Here is a 12,683-nt window from a genome sequence, read left to right on the forward strand (position 1 = left end):
TCTGCGCTAGACAACGTCGCGCAATCGATTCGCCGCCCGACCCTCGAAAAAGTACTGTACACCTCCGCCACTCACACCGCGGCCAAGACGCGGTCCAAAGAGCCACGCAATGCATCGACGCGGACGGCGTAAGCTATACATATCGTAGGTGACCCCGAACACCTTTTCGATTGGATGCACAACCTCACCAGGAGAAGCGCATGAGCGAATACATCACTGTGACTACACGCGACGGTAATTTTTCGGCCTACGTGGCACGCCCGAAGGTGCTTCCGGCGCCAGCCATCGTCGTGATCCAGGAAATTTTCGGCGTGAACGCCGACCTGCGGGACAGCTGCGACGAACTCGCTGCGCAGGGATATCTGGCGGTCAGTCCGGATTTGTTCTGGCGGATGGAGCCGGGCGTCGACATGTCGGATCAATCCGAGGCTGAATGGAAAAAGGGGTTTGCCCTCTACACGGCCTTTGACTATGACGCCGGCGTCGCGGACATCGTCTCGACGATGGAGACTGCGCGCACCCTACCTGGCGCGAGCGGAAAGGTGGGATTGATGGGTTACTGCCTCGGCGGCCTGATGACCTTCATCACCACGGCTCGCAAGGGTGCCGATGCCTCTGTCGTCTATTACGGCGGCAGTACGGAAAAGCATTTGGACGAAGCCAACAACATCAAGAACCCGCTGTTGATGCATCTGGCCGAAGAGGACGAATACATTTCCAAGGATGCGCAAAAGGAAATCATCGCAGCGCTCAAGAACAACCTGTTTGCCCAAGTGTTCACGTACCCGGGTTGCAATCACGCGTTCGCCCGACATCGTGGCACACACTACAACAAGGACGCGGCCGCCCTGGCCAATGGCCGCACCGCCGACTTCTTCAAGTTGTACCTCAAGTAGAGCGGCCTTCCTCTTCCTTCACCCGCCAGCCGTGCGAGCAGCGCCCCATCTGAATGGGGCGCGATGAAGCGCTCCCGTCACGAGATAATTTGCGGCGTAATTCGCGGGTAGTGACAACACCGCGCGGTCTTTCCCCATCCCCCCCTTCCTCGCGCCGACCAATACCAAAGTATCGACCGATACCTTGGTGCAATCGATTCGCCCGCGTAAATCTGGTCTGATCGAAGCTGTGTCTGGCGTAGCGCATTCGACACAACGCTCCGGCCCTTTCGCATCGCCCCTGCGCAAGCCGCACTCGACGACCTTGACGGCGCGCATAACCCGCGCGCCGTGTTTTGACACACACGCATGCACCGACTGCAACTTCGACTGATCCAATAGGAGAGAAATAAATGTCAGAAGAAATCAACCACCGTCGCCGCCTGTTTGGCGCTGCGGCGATGACCCTGGCGGCTGCCCAGCTCGGTGTACCCGGTTCGGCCGCGGCGCAGTCCGGGAACACAAGCCCCGCAGCTGCGCCCCCCGTCAAGCCTGGGACGACCACGTCGTTCGCTGCGCTCAAGCAGATCAATGCCGGTCTGCTGAATATCGGCTACGCCGAAGCGGGCCCGGCAAACGGTCCCGTCGTCATTCTTCTGCACGGCTGGCCCTACGACATTTATAGCTTCGTCGACGCAACGCCTCTGTTGGCGTCCGCCGGTTATCGGGTGATCGTCCCCTATCTACGCGGCTATGGCACGACGCACTTTCTATCCAGCAAGACAATGCGCAACGGCCAGCAGTCGGTGGTCGCGGTCGACATCATCGCCTTGATGGATGCGCTCAAGATCCAGACCTCAGTTATCGCGGGTTTTGACTGGGGAGCGCGCACAGCCTGCATCATGGCGGTGCTATGGCCGCAGCGCTGCAAGGGGATAGTCTCCGTGAGCGGTTATCTGATAGGCAGCGTTGCAGACGGCAAGCTCCCGCTACCGCCCAAAGCCGAGCTCCAATGGTGGTATCAGTTCTACTTTGCCACGGAACGTGGCCGTGCCGGCTACGACAAAAATCGGCACGATTTTGCAAACCTCATTTGGCATCTTGCCTCGCCGAAGTGGGACTTCGATGACGCCACGTTCGATCGCAGCGCGGCGGCCCTCGGCAATCCGGACCAGGTCAGCATCGCGATTCATAACTACCGCTGGAGATTGGGCTTGGCTGCAGGCGAGGCGAAATACGATGCACTGGAAAAGCGGCTCTTCACGATGCCGCCAATTACCGTGCCGGCGATCACGCTTGAGGGCGATGCGAATGGTGCACCGCATCCACCTCCATCAGCCTATAGCAATAAGTTCACGGGCAAATATACGCACCGGAACATCGAGGGTGGCATCGGTCACAACCTGCCGCAGGAAGCACCAAAGGCCTTTGCTGACGCGGTCATTGAAGTTGCCGGGTATTGAGGCCCATGTCGCCGGTGCGAAGTGCCCGTGTCGCCGGGTGCTGAGCGCCTGTGTTGTCGGGTGCAGGGATATTTGTGTCGCAATGTATCTACAGATCACATGGATACACAACGTTGCACCGCCGAGCTTTCCCGACACAAGCCGGATACTGCGGCGCGTTTTAATGCATCAACGCCGGGATCTTCCTGTTCTGCGCATCGCAGGTTCCAGGCAGCACGCCAGATGCGCTGTTCGATGTCTGAGCTTCTATCCATCCGTTTAGATTCAGGAGAACACTATGAAAGCTTTAATGATCGCGGTGTCGTTCGCTGCTTGCGCTACAACCAGTCTCGCTTACGCCGCTGATTATGGGCAGGCGACCGACCAGAATTCGTCTGTCGCGAGCCCAGGACAACCGTCGCCCAACAGCAGCACGCAGCCTCTGTCTCGTGCGCAAGTGCGAGCACAACTGGTGCAAGCACAGAGGAGCGGCGAGCTTGCATACCTCAATAACACGTTCTATAGAGGGAATTGATCATCCTTCTGACGCCGTTCGCTTCATTATTTTTATGATTCGTATACCTAAATATTTATAGGGATCGATAAACATCGATTCAAATCTGCCTAAGCACACCTGCCTAAGCACACATAATTTAACGGAGATTTCACCATGAAGAAATATCTCATCGCCGCGATCCTCATCGCAGCCAGCGCCGCACTTACTGCTCCCGTCTATGCCAGCGTCAATGGCAACGACAATCAGTCGCTCTATTCACACCACTAAACCAAAATCAACAAGGGATACACCATGACTCAATCTGACAAAGTACTCTACACGGCCAAAACCCACACCTCCTCGGGCGGTCGCAACGGTACGTCGCGCAGCTCCGATGGCCACCTGGACATCAAGCTTTCGACCCCTGGCACTTCAGACAGCGGCACCAATCCCGAGCAACTGTTCGCGGCCGGTTGGTCGGCCTGCTTCATCGGCGCGATGGGGCTCGCGGCCGGCAAAATGAAGGTCACACTGCCGCCCGACTTGTTCGTTGATGCCGAAGTGGACTTGTGTAAAACGGACGGTGCCTTCTTCCTCCAGGCGCGCCTGAACGTGAGCTTGCCGGGTTTGGAGCCCGAAGTCGCCAAAGCCCTGACGGACGCTGCCCATCAGACGTGCCCATATTCCAAAGCGATACGCGGCAATGTCGACGTCGTGATCAATCTGATCTAAGCCGAAACGTCGTGGATCTAGCCAGTTCCTGTTTCGTCGAACCGGCTAGTTCCACTCATCTGCTGCAAGCAACCGCTGTACCCGCTCTTCGCTGCACCCGCCCTCATTACCAACCGCTGTCGCCCGTCTCTACCCTTCGTCTCTACCCTTCGTCTGCGTCCTTCGTCTGCCCACCGTCCATCTCGCCAACTTCCGCTTTTTTCGGCATGTCGATCGGGAACCCGCGATTTCAAAAAGCCCCGGAAGTAGTTTATTTATTTCGAATTAGCCCATAAAGTCTGGTTACCTCGCTATTCCCTCATTACTCGACATCCTCACTCGCCATGACCTCATCACTCGCCGATGCTTTGCAAGCGTTTCACCGTCTACCGTTACTGGACGGCCACACGCCGATTCAACGACTTGAACGCGTCGAACGTGCGCTCGGCGCGGCAGGCCACGCGGTGCGTATCTTTGCCAAGCGCGACGATCATATGGCCCTTGGCGGTGGCGGCAACAAGCTGCGCAAATTGGAGTTCCACCTGGGCGCGGCACTGGCAGATAAGGTGGACACCATTATTACCGTCGGCGGCCTGCAATCCAATCACGCCCGACTGACCGCTGCCGCGAGCGCCAAGCATGGCCTCGCCTGCGAGCTTTTCCTGACGAAGGTCGTCCCTCGCACCGACGCAGAATATGAGCGCAACGGCAATATCGTGCTGGACCGCCTGTTCGGCGCGCGTATCCATATACTGCCCGGCAACGCCAATGCGGTCGATGCCGCGATGGCACGGGCCGACGAATTACGCGCCTTGGGCCGCAAGGTCCTCGTCATTCCGACCGGAGGCTCGACATCGCCGGGTGGCCTCGGGTACGCCCGATGTGCAGGGGAAATTGCCGAACAGGAGACGGCACTCGGGCTAGTCTTTCGACAGGTCGTGGTCCCGAATGGCAGTTCAGGAACGCATGCGGGCCTGGCCGCAGGCTTCGCCATGCTGGGCCGTGGCGCCGCATTGGTGCGGTCCTATTCGGTGCTTGCCGATCTCGAACCCACCCTGCAAACGACTTTGCGCCTCACGCGCGAGACGCTCACGCTGCTTGGCCACAAGCATTTGCCCGAGGCCGGCGATATCGACATCGACCCGACTCAGCGCGGCGTAGGCTACGGCATACCGACTGATGAAATGATTGCGGCGGTACGTCTGCTGGCGCAACAAGAGGGGCTGTTGATCGATCCGGTGTATTCGGGCAAAGCCTTCGCGGGCTTGCTTGCCGACATACGCCACGGCAAGTATGCGGCAGGGGACAACGTGCTGTTCGTCATGACGGGCGGCACACCAGGTCTATACGCCTATCGCAGCGTGTTCGACTCTGTTGGCTGAGCGCTCAATGAGCGTGCAACCATGTAACGCCCTATCCCGCCTTATCCTTTTTGCGCCAGCAAGGCCTGGATCTGCGCCTCGGTCTGTGCGTAGTTGCCTTCGCCGAAATGCGTGTAGACCACCTTCCCTTGCTTATCGATCAGGTAGAACGCGGGCCAGTACTGGTTGTTATAGGCGCCCCACGTTGCATACTCATTGTCCTGTGCCACTGGGTAAGTGATGCCGAAGCGCTTGATGGCCTTCTCGACGTTGGTGGTATCGCGCTCGAACGGATACTCGGGTGTATGCACCCCGACCACCACCAGGCCCTGATCCTTGTATTTCTGATTCCAGTCCTTCACGTTGGACAGCGTGTTGATGCAGTTGCTGCAGGTATAGGTCCAGAAATCGACCAGCACCACCTTGCCGCGCAGCTGCTTGATGGTCAACGGCTCGCTGTTGAGCCATTTGTCGATACCGGTAAATTCCGGTGCGGGGCTGCTGTTCTTGAGCTGCCCCCCCATTTCGGCACCGCTGGTGGCCGTCGCTGCGGCGCCGACAGCGGCCGCCGATGCGGCGAATATCGCCACGGTAGTCATGGTCTTGAGTCGGGAAAACATGTCAGTGTCCTTACAAAGAGAGGAAGAAAGCGGTGAACGACGCGTTCGGTCGCGGGGTTCGGTCACGGCGTTGGGTTACGGGTTGGGTTGCGGGGTTGGGTCAATCCGGCATGTTTGTATTGGAACCCCTGCACGTATCTGGCTTGTGTCGTGCGTACTACCCGGCTGCAATGTTTTGTGTCTATGGGATGTCAGATACATTGCGACACAAAGTGGCGTGCGACCTGAGCTATAAAGCAAACATCGTTTATCGAGGAGAACCCCACATGACCACCGACCTGCTGCAAGGATCCTGCCACTGCGGGACCGTCAAATTTGAAGTCCGTACGGCCCTCACCCCTGCGACGCGTTGCAACTGCAGCTTGTGCCGGCGCAAGGGCGCGCTGATGACCCCGATGTTCGACGCGGGCGAGCTGAAGATCCTGCGCGGCGAAGAGGCGTTGACGGCGTATCAGTTCAATACGCGCGTGGCGAAACACTATTTCTGCAAGCACTGCGGCATTTATCCGTTCCACCAGACCCGCAAGGATGCGCAGCTCTGGCGGGTTAATATCGGTTGCCTGGAGGGTGTCGATCCGTATACGCTGGAAGCCGCTGTGGCCGATGGGGCGAGCCTTTCCGTGGTGGAGGAAGCATGAGACGGCTACTGGCGATCGTCGCCTTCCTCGCGGGCGGATTTGCAGCGGAAATGGCGCACCCGCTGCAGTGTTCGTTGGTCACGGCGAGCCGGGTGCAAGTAAAACGTCGAAAGGAGTGATCCCTTGATGGAAAGCATCGACCACGTACTGATCGTCGACGATGACCGTGGTATCCGCGAACTGCTCGCGACCTATCTCGAGAAGAACGGCCTGCGCGTGTCGCTGGCGGCCAATGGCCGCCAGATGCGCGCCGTCCTGGAGCAGGGAGCGCCCGACCTGATCGTGCTCGACCTGATGATGCCGGGCGAAGACGGCTTGGTGTTATGCCGGGAACTGCGTGCCGGCAAATTCCGCTCGGTACCGGTGTTGATGCTGACCGCCCGCAACGAGGAAGCCGATCGCATCGTCGGCCTGGAAATGGGCGCCGACGATTACCTGACCAAGCCGTTTGCCGTGCGGGAGCTGCTGGCACGGATACGCGCCGTGCTGCGCCGCGCTCGCATGTTGCCACCCGGCATGCAGGTGACAGAATCGGCGCAGATGCTGTGCTTTGGCGACTGGCGGCTCGATACTACGGCGCGCCACCTGCTCGATGCCGAAGGCACCATGGTGGCCCTGAGCGGCGCCGAATATCGCTTGCTGCGCGTATTCCTCGACCACCCGCAACGGGTACTGACGCGCGAGCAGTTGCTCAACCTGACCCAAGGTCGGCAGTCCGATCCGTTTGACCGATCGATCGACCTGCTGGTCAGCCGGTTGCGTCAGCGCCTGCAGGATGTTGCGCGCGAGCCGCGTTATATCAAGACGCTGCGCAGCGAAGGCTATGTGTTCTCCGCGGCCGTGACTACGCTCGAAGGCCTTCAATGAACCTGCGTTCCTTGCTGCACTGGCCGCGTACCTTATTCGCAAGACTGACCCTGATCCTGTGCATTGGCCTCGTGCTGGCACAAACGTTATCGTTCTGGCTCACCATGACAGAACGCGACCAGACCATGACCAACGTGATGGCGGGCTACGTCGAACGCGAGGTCGCCAGTTCGGTTGCGCTGCTCGATCATTTACCCGCGTCCGAGCGCGCGGCATGGCTGCCGCGGCTGGCACGGCGCAGTTACGAATTCATCCTGGGCCCCGGGCTTGCGGGCCAGCCGCCCGATGCACGATTGTCGGCACTGCTGGCCAGATCGATTTCCGACGGCATCGGCACCCGATATCCCCTGACCGCGAACGCGATTCCTGGCGACGCCGAGCGCTTGCAGGTCCATTTGCAATTGAGCGACGGTACGCCGCTGACCATCGACGTACGTCCGATGTCTAGCCTCCCGTTATCGCCCTGGCTGCCGCTGGTGCTTCTGTTGCAGTTGGCTGTGCTGGCCATCTGTTGCTGGCTGGCGGTACGGCTGTTGACTCGCCCGCTGCAGGACCTGGCGCTGGCAGCCGACACGCTCGGGCCCGACCTGAAGGCGGCCCGCTTGCCCGAAGACGGGCCGTCCGAAGTGGCGCGTGCAGCAAAGGCGTTCAACGCGATGCAGGACCGCATGGCGATGTACGTGACCGAGCGCATGCAGATCCTGGCGGCGATTTCGCACGACCTGCAAACACCGATCACCCGCATGCGCCTGCGCGTCGACGTCATGGATGACAGCGAGCAGCATGCGAAGCTGCGGCAGGATTTGCAGGAAATGGAAACCCTGGTAAAGGAAGGCGTCACCTATGCGCGCACGTTGCACGGTGCGACTGAAGTGCCTTGCCGCATCGATCCGGACGCCTTGTTCGACAGCCTGGTGTGCGACTATGTCGACGCCGGCAAAGAGGTCAGTCTGGAGGGGCGCGTCGCCATTGCGCTGATGACGCGTCCCCAGGCTCTGCGCCGAGTCCTGGGCAATCTGATCGATAACGCATTGAAGTTCGGTGGAGCGGCCGAGATCAACGTGGCGGCGTTGCCGGACGACCAAGTGACAATCTCGGTGCTCGACCGTGGACCCGGCATACCGGAGCAGTCGCTGGAAGCGGTGTTCGAACCGTTCTACCGGGTGGAAACATCGCGTAATCGCCACACCGGGGGCACCGGGCTGGGCCTGGCCATTGCGCGGCAACTCACGCTGGCGATGAATGCGACGCTGTCGCTGCATAACCGGCCTGGCGGCGGGCTGGAAGCCAGGTTGACCTTGAAAAACGTGCGCTAAAAACGACATAACATGCCGCTTGATTCGTCGAACCCAACCCTGCGCCGTCTGGCCTCGCAAGTCGCGCTCGCTGTTGCTGTCTTACTGATCGGGGTAAAAGCGTGGGCGTGGCTCGCCACGGGCTCGATCTCTCTACTCACGTCTGCAGCAGACGGGCTGGTCGACGTGCTCGCGTCGCTGGTCACGTTTGCCGGTGTGAGGTATGCCGGGCGTCCGCCCGACCAGGGGCACCGCTATGGGCACGGCAAGGCCGAGGCCGTCGCGGCCTTGATCCAATCGATTTTGCTGGCGGGCGCTGCCGTGGGCCTGGGTATCGAATCGGTCCAACGGCTTTTTGTGCCGCAACCACTGACCCAAATGGGGCTGGGCATATGGGTCATTATCGGTAGCACGGTGGCAGCCGCGAGCCTCGTCGCGATGCAGACCTACGTGGTGAAGCGTACCGGATCGACGGCTATTGCGGCCGACCGCGCACATTACGTGACCGACGTTGCGGTCAATATCGCCGTGCTGGTCGCGCTGATTCTCGAGCGGTTTCTTGCGTGGGGCCAAGCCGATTCCATCGGCGCGTTGGCAATCTCCTGCTACATGTTGTGGAATGCCCGAGGCATGGCTTTGCACGCGCTTGTTCAGTTGCTCGATAGCGAACTCGATATGTCCGAGCGCAAGCGTATCCAATCCGCAGTGCTCGGCTGCGACGGTGTGCAAGGGGTCCATGACATCCGCACGCGCGATGGCGGCGACCGCGTGTTCGTCGAATTTCATGTCGAAGTGGATGGGCATATATCGGTCGAGCACGGGCACGACATTGGAGACCGTTCGGAGCATGCGGTAAAAGCGTTGTTTCCCGCCGCCGATGTGATCGCGCACGTGGAGCCTGCGGGCATTCAAGATGAACGGCTCGATGATAGGGTCAAGTGAGAACAGGTCAGTCGATCTGTTTCACTGCGTGCAAAACGGTACACAATTCCTTTATCTCTTGTCAGGAGAACGCTACTTCAAACGGTGTAGCGGGATACTGACGGCGATCGACGAAGCTGAGGCACAGGCGGCAGATGTACACAAGCGACCGTCGGGCATATTGCGGATCCATGCGCTTGCCAGTTTCGGGTTGCACTATCTGATGCCGATGATCTCCAGCTATCGCAAGAAATATCCCGAGGTGGAGATCGAACTGACGCTGTCGCAACATACTCCGGATATTTTGCGCGAGGGTTTCGACGTCGCAGTCATCGATGGGGATAGGGATCCTGCCGATTTACACCGCGCTCGACGGGTTGAGCCGTGGGCTTTTTGTGCGGGTACTACCGGAGTATCAGATTCAAAAAACGAACGTGTACCAGGTCTATCTCTCTCGCCAGTTTGTCCAGGCCACCATAGGCACCTGGTTGCAACACGTGCGAGACGATTTCGAAGGGGCGCTGGCACGCGATGAGGATATGCTCGATGCGCATTCGGTTTCGTGGTCTGACGCATGCCGAGCATCGCTGAGTGGGCTCGGAGCAAGCATTCGCCAGAAATAGGGGGCAAATCTCCGGTTTTTCCAGGGTTTGGTAAGAAACGGTCAGGCGCATACTGCAAAAATCCCAAGGCACTCAACGCTGTCCGACCTCGCACAGGAGTCCGTTCGTCATGCACGTTTCCAACACCTCGCCGCTCATCGGTAACGCCGTCACTACCACCTCGTCAAATGCCGCGGGCAGCAGCAGCGCCCCGTCATCGTTCCAGTCGATGCTCAGCCAATTGACCGACTACGTGAACGAAACCCCCGCGCAGCGGATGGAAGCCTCGATCCTCGCTCAGCTTGGCATTACCCCGCAGCAGTTGGCAGCCATGTCGCCGGCAGATCGCGAGAAAGTGGAAACAGAGGTCAAGGAACTGATGAAAAAAGAGATGCAGGCTCAGGAACAGCAGCAGCAGGCACAGTCACAGGCCCAAATTCAACAGCAGGTACAGGCGGTACAGGTCCAACTGCAACTGCCGACATCGCAGGTGAATACGCAATCGGGTACGCAGTCAAATACGCAGTCGTCATCCAAGCACAATACGACGATAAGCCTCTAACTTCTGCGCTCGGCGCGGCTCATTGCGCACGTGATTTGGAGTTGTCCTGGGCGCTGCATGGTCAGATATCCTTCACGGGAAACGACCAACGGCAACTGATCCGAACTCCTAGCTGCGATAGCTGCGTCATTTCATGCCGTACCAGGCACCGCGCCCACTTCCGTGCGACTCAAGGTGCTGTCTTTCGACCAGGCCACGGAAATGTTGCTTCAAGGTGTTGCGGCTGCTACCGGTGAGCTTGATAGCTTCGGCCATCGTGATTCGTCCATGCTCGCGCGCGAACTCGATGATCTGTAAGGACAGCGCGGACAGAGACGCAAGCACGATTTGCTCGCGCTCAGCCTTTTTCTCAAGCCGTCGCACCTGTTCGGCAAGAGAGCGAAGAAAGAACATCAGCCACGGTTGCCAGTTCGGCTCACCGCTGCGGATGGTCCCCTGAGTCTGTCGCAAGGCCAGATAGTAGCCTTCCTTGTTCGCCTCGATCACGCTTTCCAGCGAGCTGTACGGCACATAGGCGTATCCGGCCTGAAGCAGCAGCAATGTGGTCAGCACGCGACTGAGCCGTCCGTTTCCATCTTGGAAGGGATGGATTTCCAGAAACACGACAACAAAGATGGCAACGATCAGCAGCGGATGCAGGCGCGCCTTTTCGCGCTCGTCGCTGACCCACAACATCAGTTCGCTCATCAAGCGCGGCGTGTCGAAGGGCGTAGCCGTTTCAAACACGACGCCGATGTGCCGGCCAGTTTCATCGAAAGCAGCGACGCTGTTGGTATTTGTCTTGTAGAGACCCCGGTGCCGTTCGTCCTTCAGGCTGTGCTGAAGAAGGATCTGATGGAGTTGCTTGATGTGGTTCTCGTTGAAGGGGATGTCTTGCCACGAACTGAACATCAGGTCCATGAGCTCGGCGTACCCGGCCACTTCCTGTTCATCTCTCGTTTCGAACTTCTGGATGGCCAGGTTGGACAGCAGTCGTTCAACTTCCCGGTCAGATAGCTTGCTACCTTCGATGCGGGTTGATGAGCCGATGCTCTCGATGGTTGCCACACGTCGAAGGGATGACAACCGGTCTGGCGCAAGGGTGCCCAGGGCACGCCATGCCCCTTTGAACTCGTCGATCCGAGCGACCAGGCTCAGGATCTCGAGTGTGATCTGCAGTGTGTGCGTTCTGAACATGAACCAATAATACACCCGTTTACACCCATTTAAGAAGAATGGGTGTAAACGGGTGTGCAAATGGGATTGCACGTTAGCAGGATGCGCCTGGAGCACTACTGACGTTTCGGTGAATGACCGATTAGACGGCGATGCGAAGTGACGGCCTACCGCACAGCACCTAATATTCTTGAGACCACGTCGCTGTCGGATTACCGCGCTGATTATCTACACCACGGTCACGTTCCTGGATGGTTCTCAGCCGTTTCGATTCTGTGCGGCAGGATCAAAGCGCACTCAGGCGTGTAAGACGAACATATCGTCTTACACGGCGCACCAGCACTTTACGCTGCGTCGCCTTGCTCTCCATCCAGGCCATCCTCTTTTCCCAATGCAATCTGTACCAAGGTCCCATCAGGGATGCTACCTGCCATTTTGATCAAGTAGTAATTGAAGAAAAACGCTACTAGAACAAAAATCAAAATGTGGGTAAAGAAAAAGCCTGCAACCAAATGGGTTACAGGCTTTTTATTTACGAATTAAAATAAGTGTCCGTTAGAACGGAATGTCGTCGTCCATCTCGTCGAAATTCCCGCCGGCCGCCGGAGCGCTCGGGCGGCTAGCACCCGCTGCCGGCCGCGCCGCGCCACCGCCACTTGCCGCACGTGCCGGACGTTCCGCCGGTTCACGCTGCTGGTAACCACCGCCCTCCTCGCCACCCATGCTCGCGCCGCCGCGGCCACCCAGCATCTGCATCTGTTCGCCGACGATTTCGGTCGAATACCGTTCCGCACCAGCCTGATCCGTCCACTTGCGCGTACGGATGCGCCCTTCGATATAAACCGACGAGCCTTTTTTCAAGTATTCCGCAGCGATCTCGGCCAGACGGCCAAAGAAAGCGACCCGGTGCCATTCGGTGGCTTCCTTCATCTCGCCGCTAGCCTTGTCCTTGTACCGGTCGGTCGTAGCCAGACGGATGTTGGATACCGCATCGCCGCTGGGCAAATAGCGGGTTTCGGGATCGGCGCCGAGGTTGCCGACGAGAATGACCTTGTTGACGGATGCCATGAAGTTCTCCAGTTATTCAGTGTGCGTGTTTCAAGCCTGCGCGCTCAGCTAGCCCATCAGGTAGCTCCGC

14 protein-coding genes and 1 pseudogene are annotated in these 12,683 nt (G+C 58.9%); 12 read left to right on the forward strand and 3 right to left on the reverse strand.

Annotation, left to right across the window (positions count from 1 at the left end):
• Positions 1-200: 200 nt before the first annotated feature.
• From GSQ77_RS22760 to GSQ77_RS22780, 5 genes are all read left to right on the forward strand, one after another.
• The gene (locus GSQ77_RS22760) at positions 201-896 is read left to right on the forward strand and encodes a dienelactone hydrolase family protein (protein ID WP_158905088.1); all 696 of its coding nucleotides are present in this window, start codon (positions 201-203) and stop codon (positions 894-896) included.
• Positions 897-1,288: 392 nt separating this feature from the next.
• A complete protein-coding gene (locus tag GSQ77_RS22765) occupies positions 1,289-2,338 on the forward strand; it encodes an alpha/beta fold hydrolase (RefSeq protein ID WP_158905090.1) in 1,050 nt (349 codons plus the stop codon).
• A gap of 289 nt (positions 2,339-2,627) precedes the next feature.
• Positions 2,628-2,852 (forward strand): DUF4148 domain-containing protein, encoded by a 225-nt coding sequence (locus GSQ77_RS29995; RefSeq protein ID WP_367889697.1) that lies wholly within the window; start codon positions 2,628-2,630, stop codon positions 2,850-2,852.
• A gap of 273 nt (positions 2,853-3,125) precedes the next feature.
• Positions 3,126-3,545 carry an organic hydroperoxide resistance protein gene (locus GSQ77_RS22775; protein WP_158905094.1) on the forward strand — a complete coding sequence of 140 codons (420 nt, stop codon included), beginning with the start codon at positions 3,126-3,128 and terminating at the stop codon, positions 3,543-3,545.
• Positions 3,546-3,868: 323 nt separating this feature from the next.
• Positions 3,869-4,906, forward strand: a complete 1,038-nt coding sequence (locus GSQ77_RS22780; protein WP_158905096.1) for a D-cysteine desulfhydrase family protein — start codon at positions 3,869-3,871, stop codon at positions 4,904-4,906.
• A 41-nt stretch (positions 4,907-4,947) separates the two neighbouring features.
• On the opposite strand, the gene GSQ77_RS22785 is transcribed toward GSQ77_RS22780, so the two are convergent.
• Positions 4,948-5,505 (reverse strand): thioredoxin family protein, encoded by a 558-nt coding sequence (locus GSQ77_RS22785; RefSeq protein ID WP_174246478.1) that lies wholly within the window; start codon positions 5,503-5,505, stop codon positions 4,948-4,950.
• Between the two features lie 266 nt (positions 5,506-5,771).
• On the opposite strand from GSQ77_RS22785, the gene GSQ77_RS22790 reads away from it, so the two are divergent.
• From GSQ77_RS22790 to GSQ77_RS22815, 7 genes and pseudogenes are all read left to right on the forward strand, one after another.
• A complete protein-coding gene (locus GSQ77_RS22790) occupies positions 5,772-6,143 on the forward strand; it encodes a GFA family protein (protein WP_158905098.1) in 372 nt (123 codons plus the stop codon).
• A gap of 126 nt (positions 6,144-6,269) precedes the next feature.
• Entirely contained in the window at positions 6,270-7,010 is a 741-nt protein-coding gene (locus tag GSQ77_RS22795; protein ID WP_158905100.1) for a response regulator, read from the forward strand.
• Entirely contained in the window at positions 7,007-8,326 is a 1,320-nt protein-coding gene (locus GSQ77_RS22800; RefSeq protein ID WP_158905102.1) for a HAMP domain-containing sensor histidine kinase, read from the forward strand. Before GSQ77_RS22795 ends, GSQ77_RS22800 begins: the two co-directional genes overlap by 4 nt.
• Positions 8,327-8,338: 12 nt before the next feature.
• Entirely contained in the window at positions 8,339-9,247 is a 909-nt protein-coding gene (locus tag GSQ77_RS22805) for a cation diffusion facilitator family transporter (protein WP_158905104.1), read from the forward strand.
• A gap of 202 nt (positions 9,248-9,449) precedes the next feature.
• A pseudogene (locus tag GSQ77_RS30000) lies at positions 9,450-9,536 on the forward strand (hypothetical protein); the annotation flags it as partial.
• 25 nt (positions 9,537-9,561) lie between these two features.
• Positions 9,562-9,849, forward strand: coding sequence for a hypothetical protein (locus tag GSQ77_RS29645; RefSeq protein WP_254067743.1), 288 nt, complete (start codon positions 9,562-9,564; stop codon positions 9,847-9,849).
• Positions 9,850-9,958: 109 nt separating this feature from the next.
• The gene (locus GSQ77_RS22815) at positions 9,959-10,390 is read left to right on the forward strand and encodes a hypothetical protein (protein ID WP_216854928.1); all 432 of its coding nucleotides are present in this window, start codon (positions 9,959-9,961) and stop codon (positions 10,388-10,390) included.
• 126 nt (positions 10,391-10,516) lie between these two features.
• On the opposite strand, the gene GSQ77_RS22820 is transcribed toward GSQ77_RS22815, so the two are convergent.
• Together GSQ77_RS22820 and GSQ77_RS22825 are read right to left on the reverse strand one after the other, a co-directional pair.
• On the reverse strand, positions 10,517-11,566 hold the full coding sequence (locus tag GSQ77_RS22820; protein ID WP_158905108.1) for a Fic family protein: 1,050 nt from the start codon (positions 11,564-11,566) through the stop codon (positions 10,517-10,519).
• Between the two features lie 534 nt (positions 11,567-12,100).
• A complete protein-coding gene (locus tag GSQ77_RS22825) occupies positions 12,101-12,613 on the reverse strand; it encodes a single-stranded DNA-binding protein (RefSeq protein ID WP_158905110.1) in 513 nt (170 codons plus the stop codon).
• Positions 12,614-12,683 lie beyond the last annotated feature (70 nt).

It is taken from the genome of Burkholderia sp. L27(2015) (assembly GCF_009765705.1).
In the GTDB taxonomy this organism is placed as follows: domain Bacteria; phylum Pseudomonadota; class Gammaproteobacteria; order Burkholderiales; family Burkholderiaceae; genus LMUX01.

What these genes read in the sequence shown, in the direction of transcription:
- GSQ77_RS22760 (WP_158905088.1), top strand. Translation starts at nt 201, where the DNA reads ATGAGCGAATACATCACTGTGACTACACGCGACGGTAATTTTTCGGCC.
- GSQ77_RS22765 (WP_158905090.1), top strand. Translation starts at nt 1,289, where the DNA reads ATGTCAGAAGAAATCAACCACCGTCGCCGCCTGTTTGGCGCTGCGGCG.
- GSQ77_RS29995 (WP_367889697.1), top strand. Translation starts at nt 2,628, where the DNA reads ATGATCGCGGTGTCGTTCGCTGCTTGCGCTACAACCAGTCTCGCTTAC.
- GSQ77_RS22775 (WP_158905094.1), top strand. Translation starts at nt 3,126, where the DNA reads ATGACTCAATCTGACAAAGTACTCTACACGGCCAAAACCCACACCTCC.
- GSQ77_RS22780 (WP_158905096.1), top strand. Translation starts at nt 3,869, where the DNA reads ATGACCTCATCACTCGCCGATGCTTTGCAAGCGTTTCACCGTCTACCG.
- GSQ77_RS22785 (WP_174246478.1), bottom strand. Translation starts at nt 5,505, where the DNA reads ATGTTTTCCCGACTCAAGACCATGACTACCGTGGCGATATTCGCCGCA.
- GSQ77_RS22790 (WP_158905098.1), top strand. Translation starts at nt 5,772, where the DNA reads ATGACCACCGACCTGCTGCAAGGATCCTGCCACTGCGGGACCGTCAAA.
- GSQ77_RS22795 (WP_158905100.1), top strand. Translation starts at nt 6,270, where the DNA reads ATGGAAAGCATCGACCACGTACTGATCGTCGACGATGACCGTGGTATC.
- GSQ77_RS22800 (WP_158905102.1), top strand. Translation starts at nt 7,007, where the DNA reads ATGAACCTGCGTTCCTTGCTGCACTGGCCGCGTACCTTATTCGCAAGA.
- GSQ77_RS22805 (WP_158905104.1), top strand. Translation starts at nt 8,339, where the DNA reads ATGCCGCTTGATTCGTCGAACCCAACCCTGCGCCGTCTGGCCTCGCAA.
- GSQ77_RS29645 (WP_254067743.1), top strand. Translation starts at nt 9,562, where the DNA reads ATGGGGATAGGGATCCTGCCGATTTACACCGCGCTCGACGGGTTGAGC.
- GSQ77_RS22815 (WP_216854928.1), top strand. Translation starts at nt 9,959, where the DNA reads ATGCACGTTTCCAACACCTCGCCGCTCATCGGTAACGCCGTCACTACC.
- GSQ77_RS22820 (WP_158905108.1), bottom strand. Translation starts at nt 11,566, where the DNA reads ATGTTCAGAACGCACACACTGCAGATCACACTCGAGATCCTGAGCCTG.
- GSQ77_RS22825 (WP_158905110.1), bottom strand. Translation starts at nt 12,613, where the DNA reads ATGGCATCCGTCAACAAGGTCATTCTCGTCGGCAACCTCGGCGCCGAT.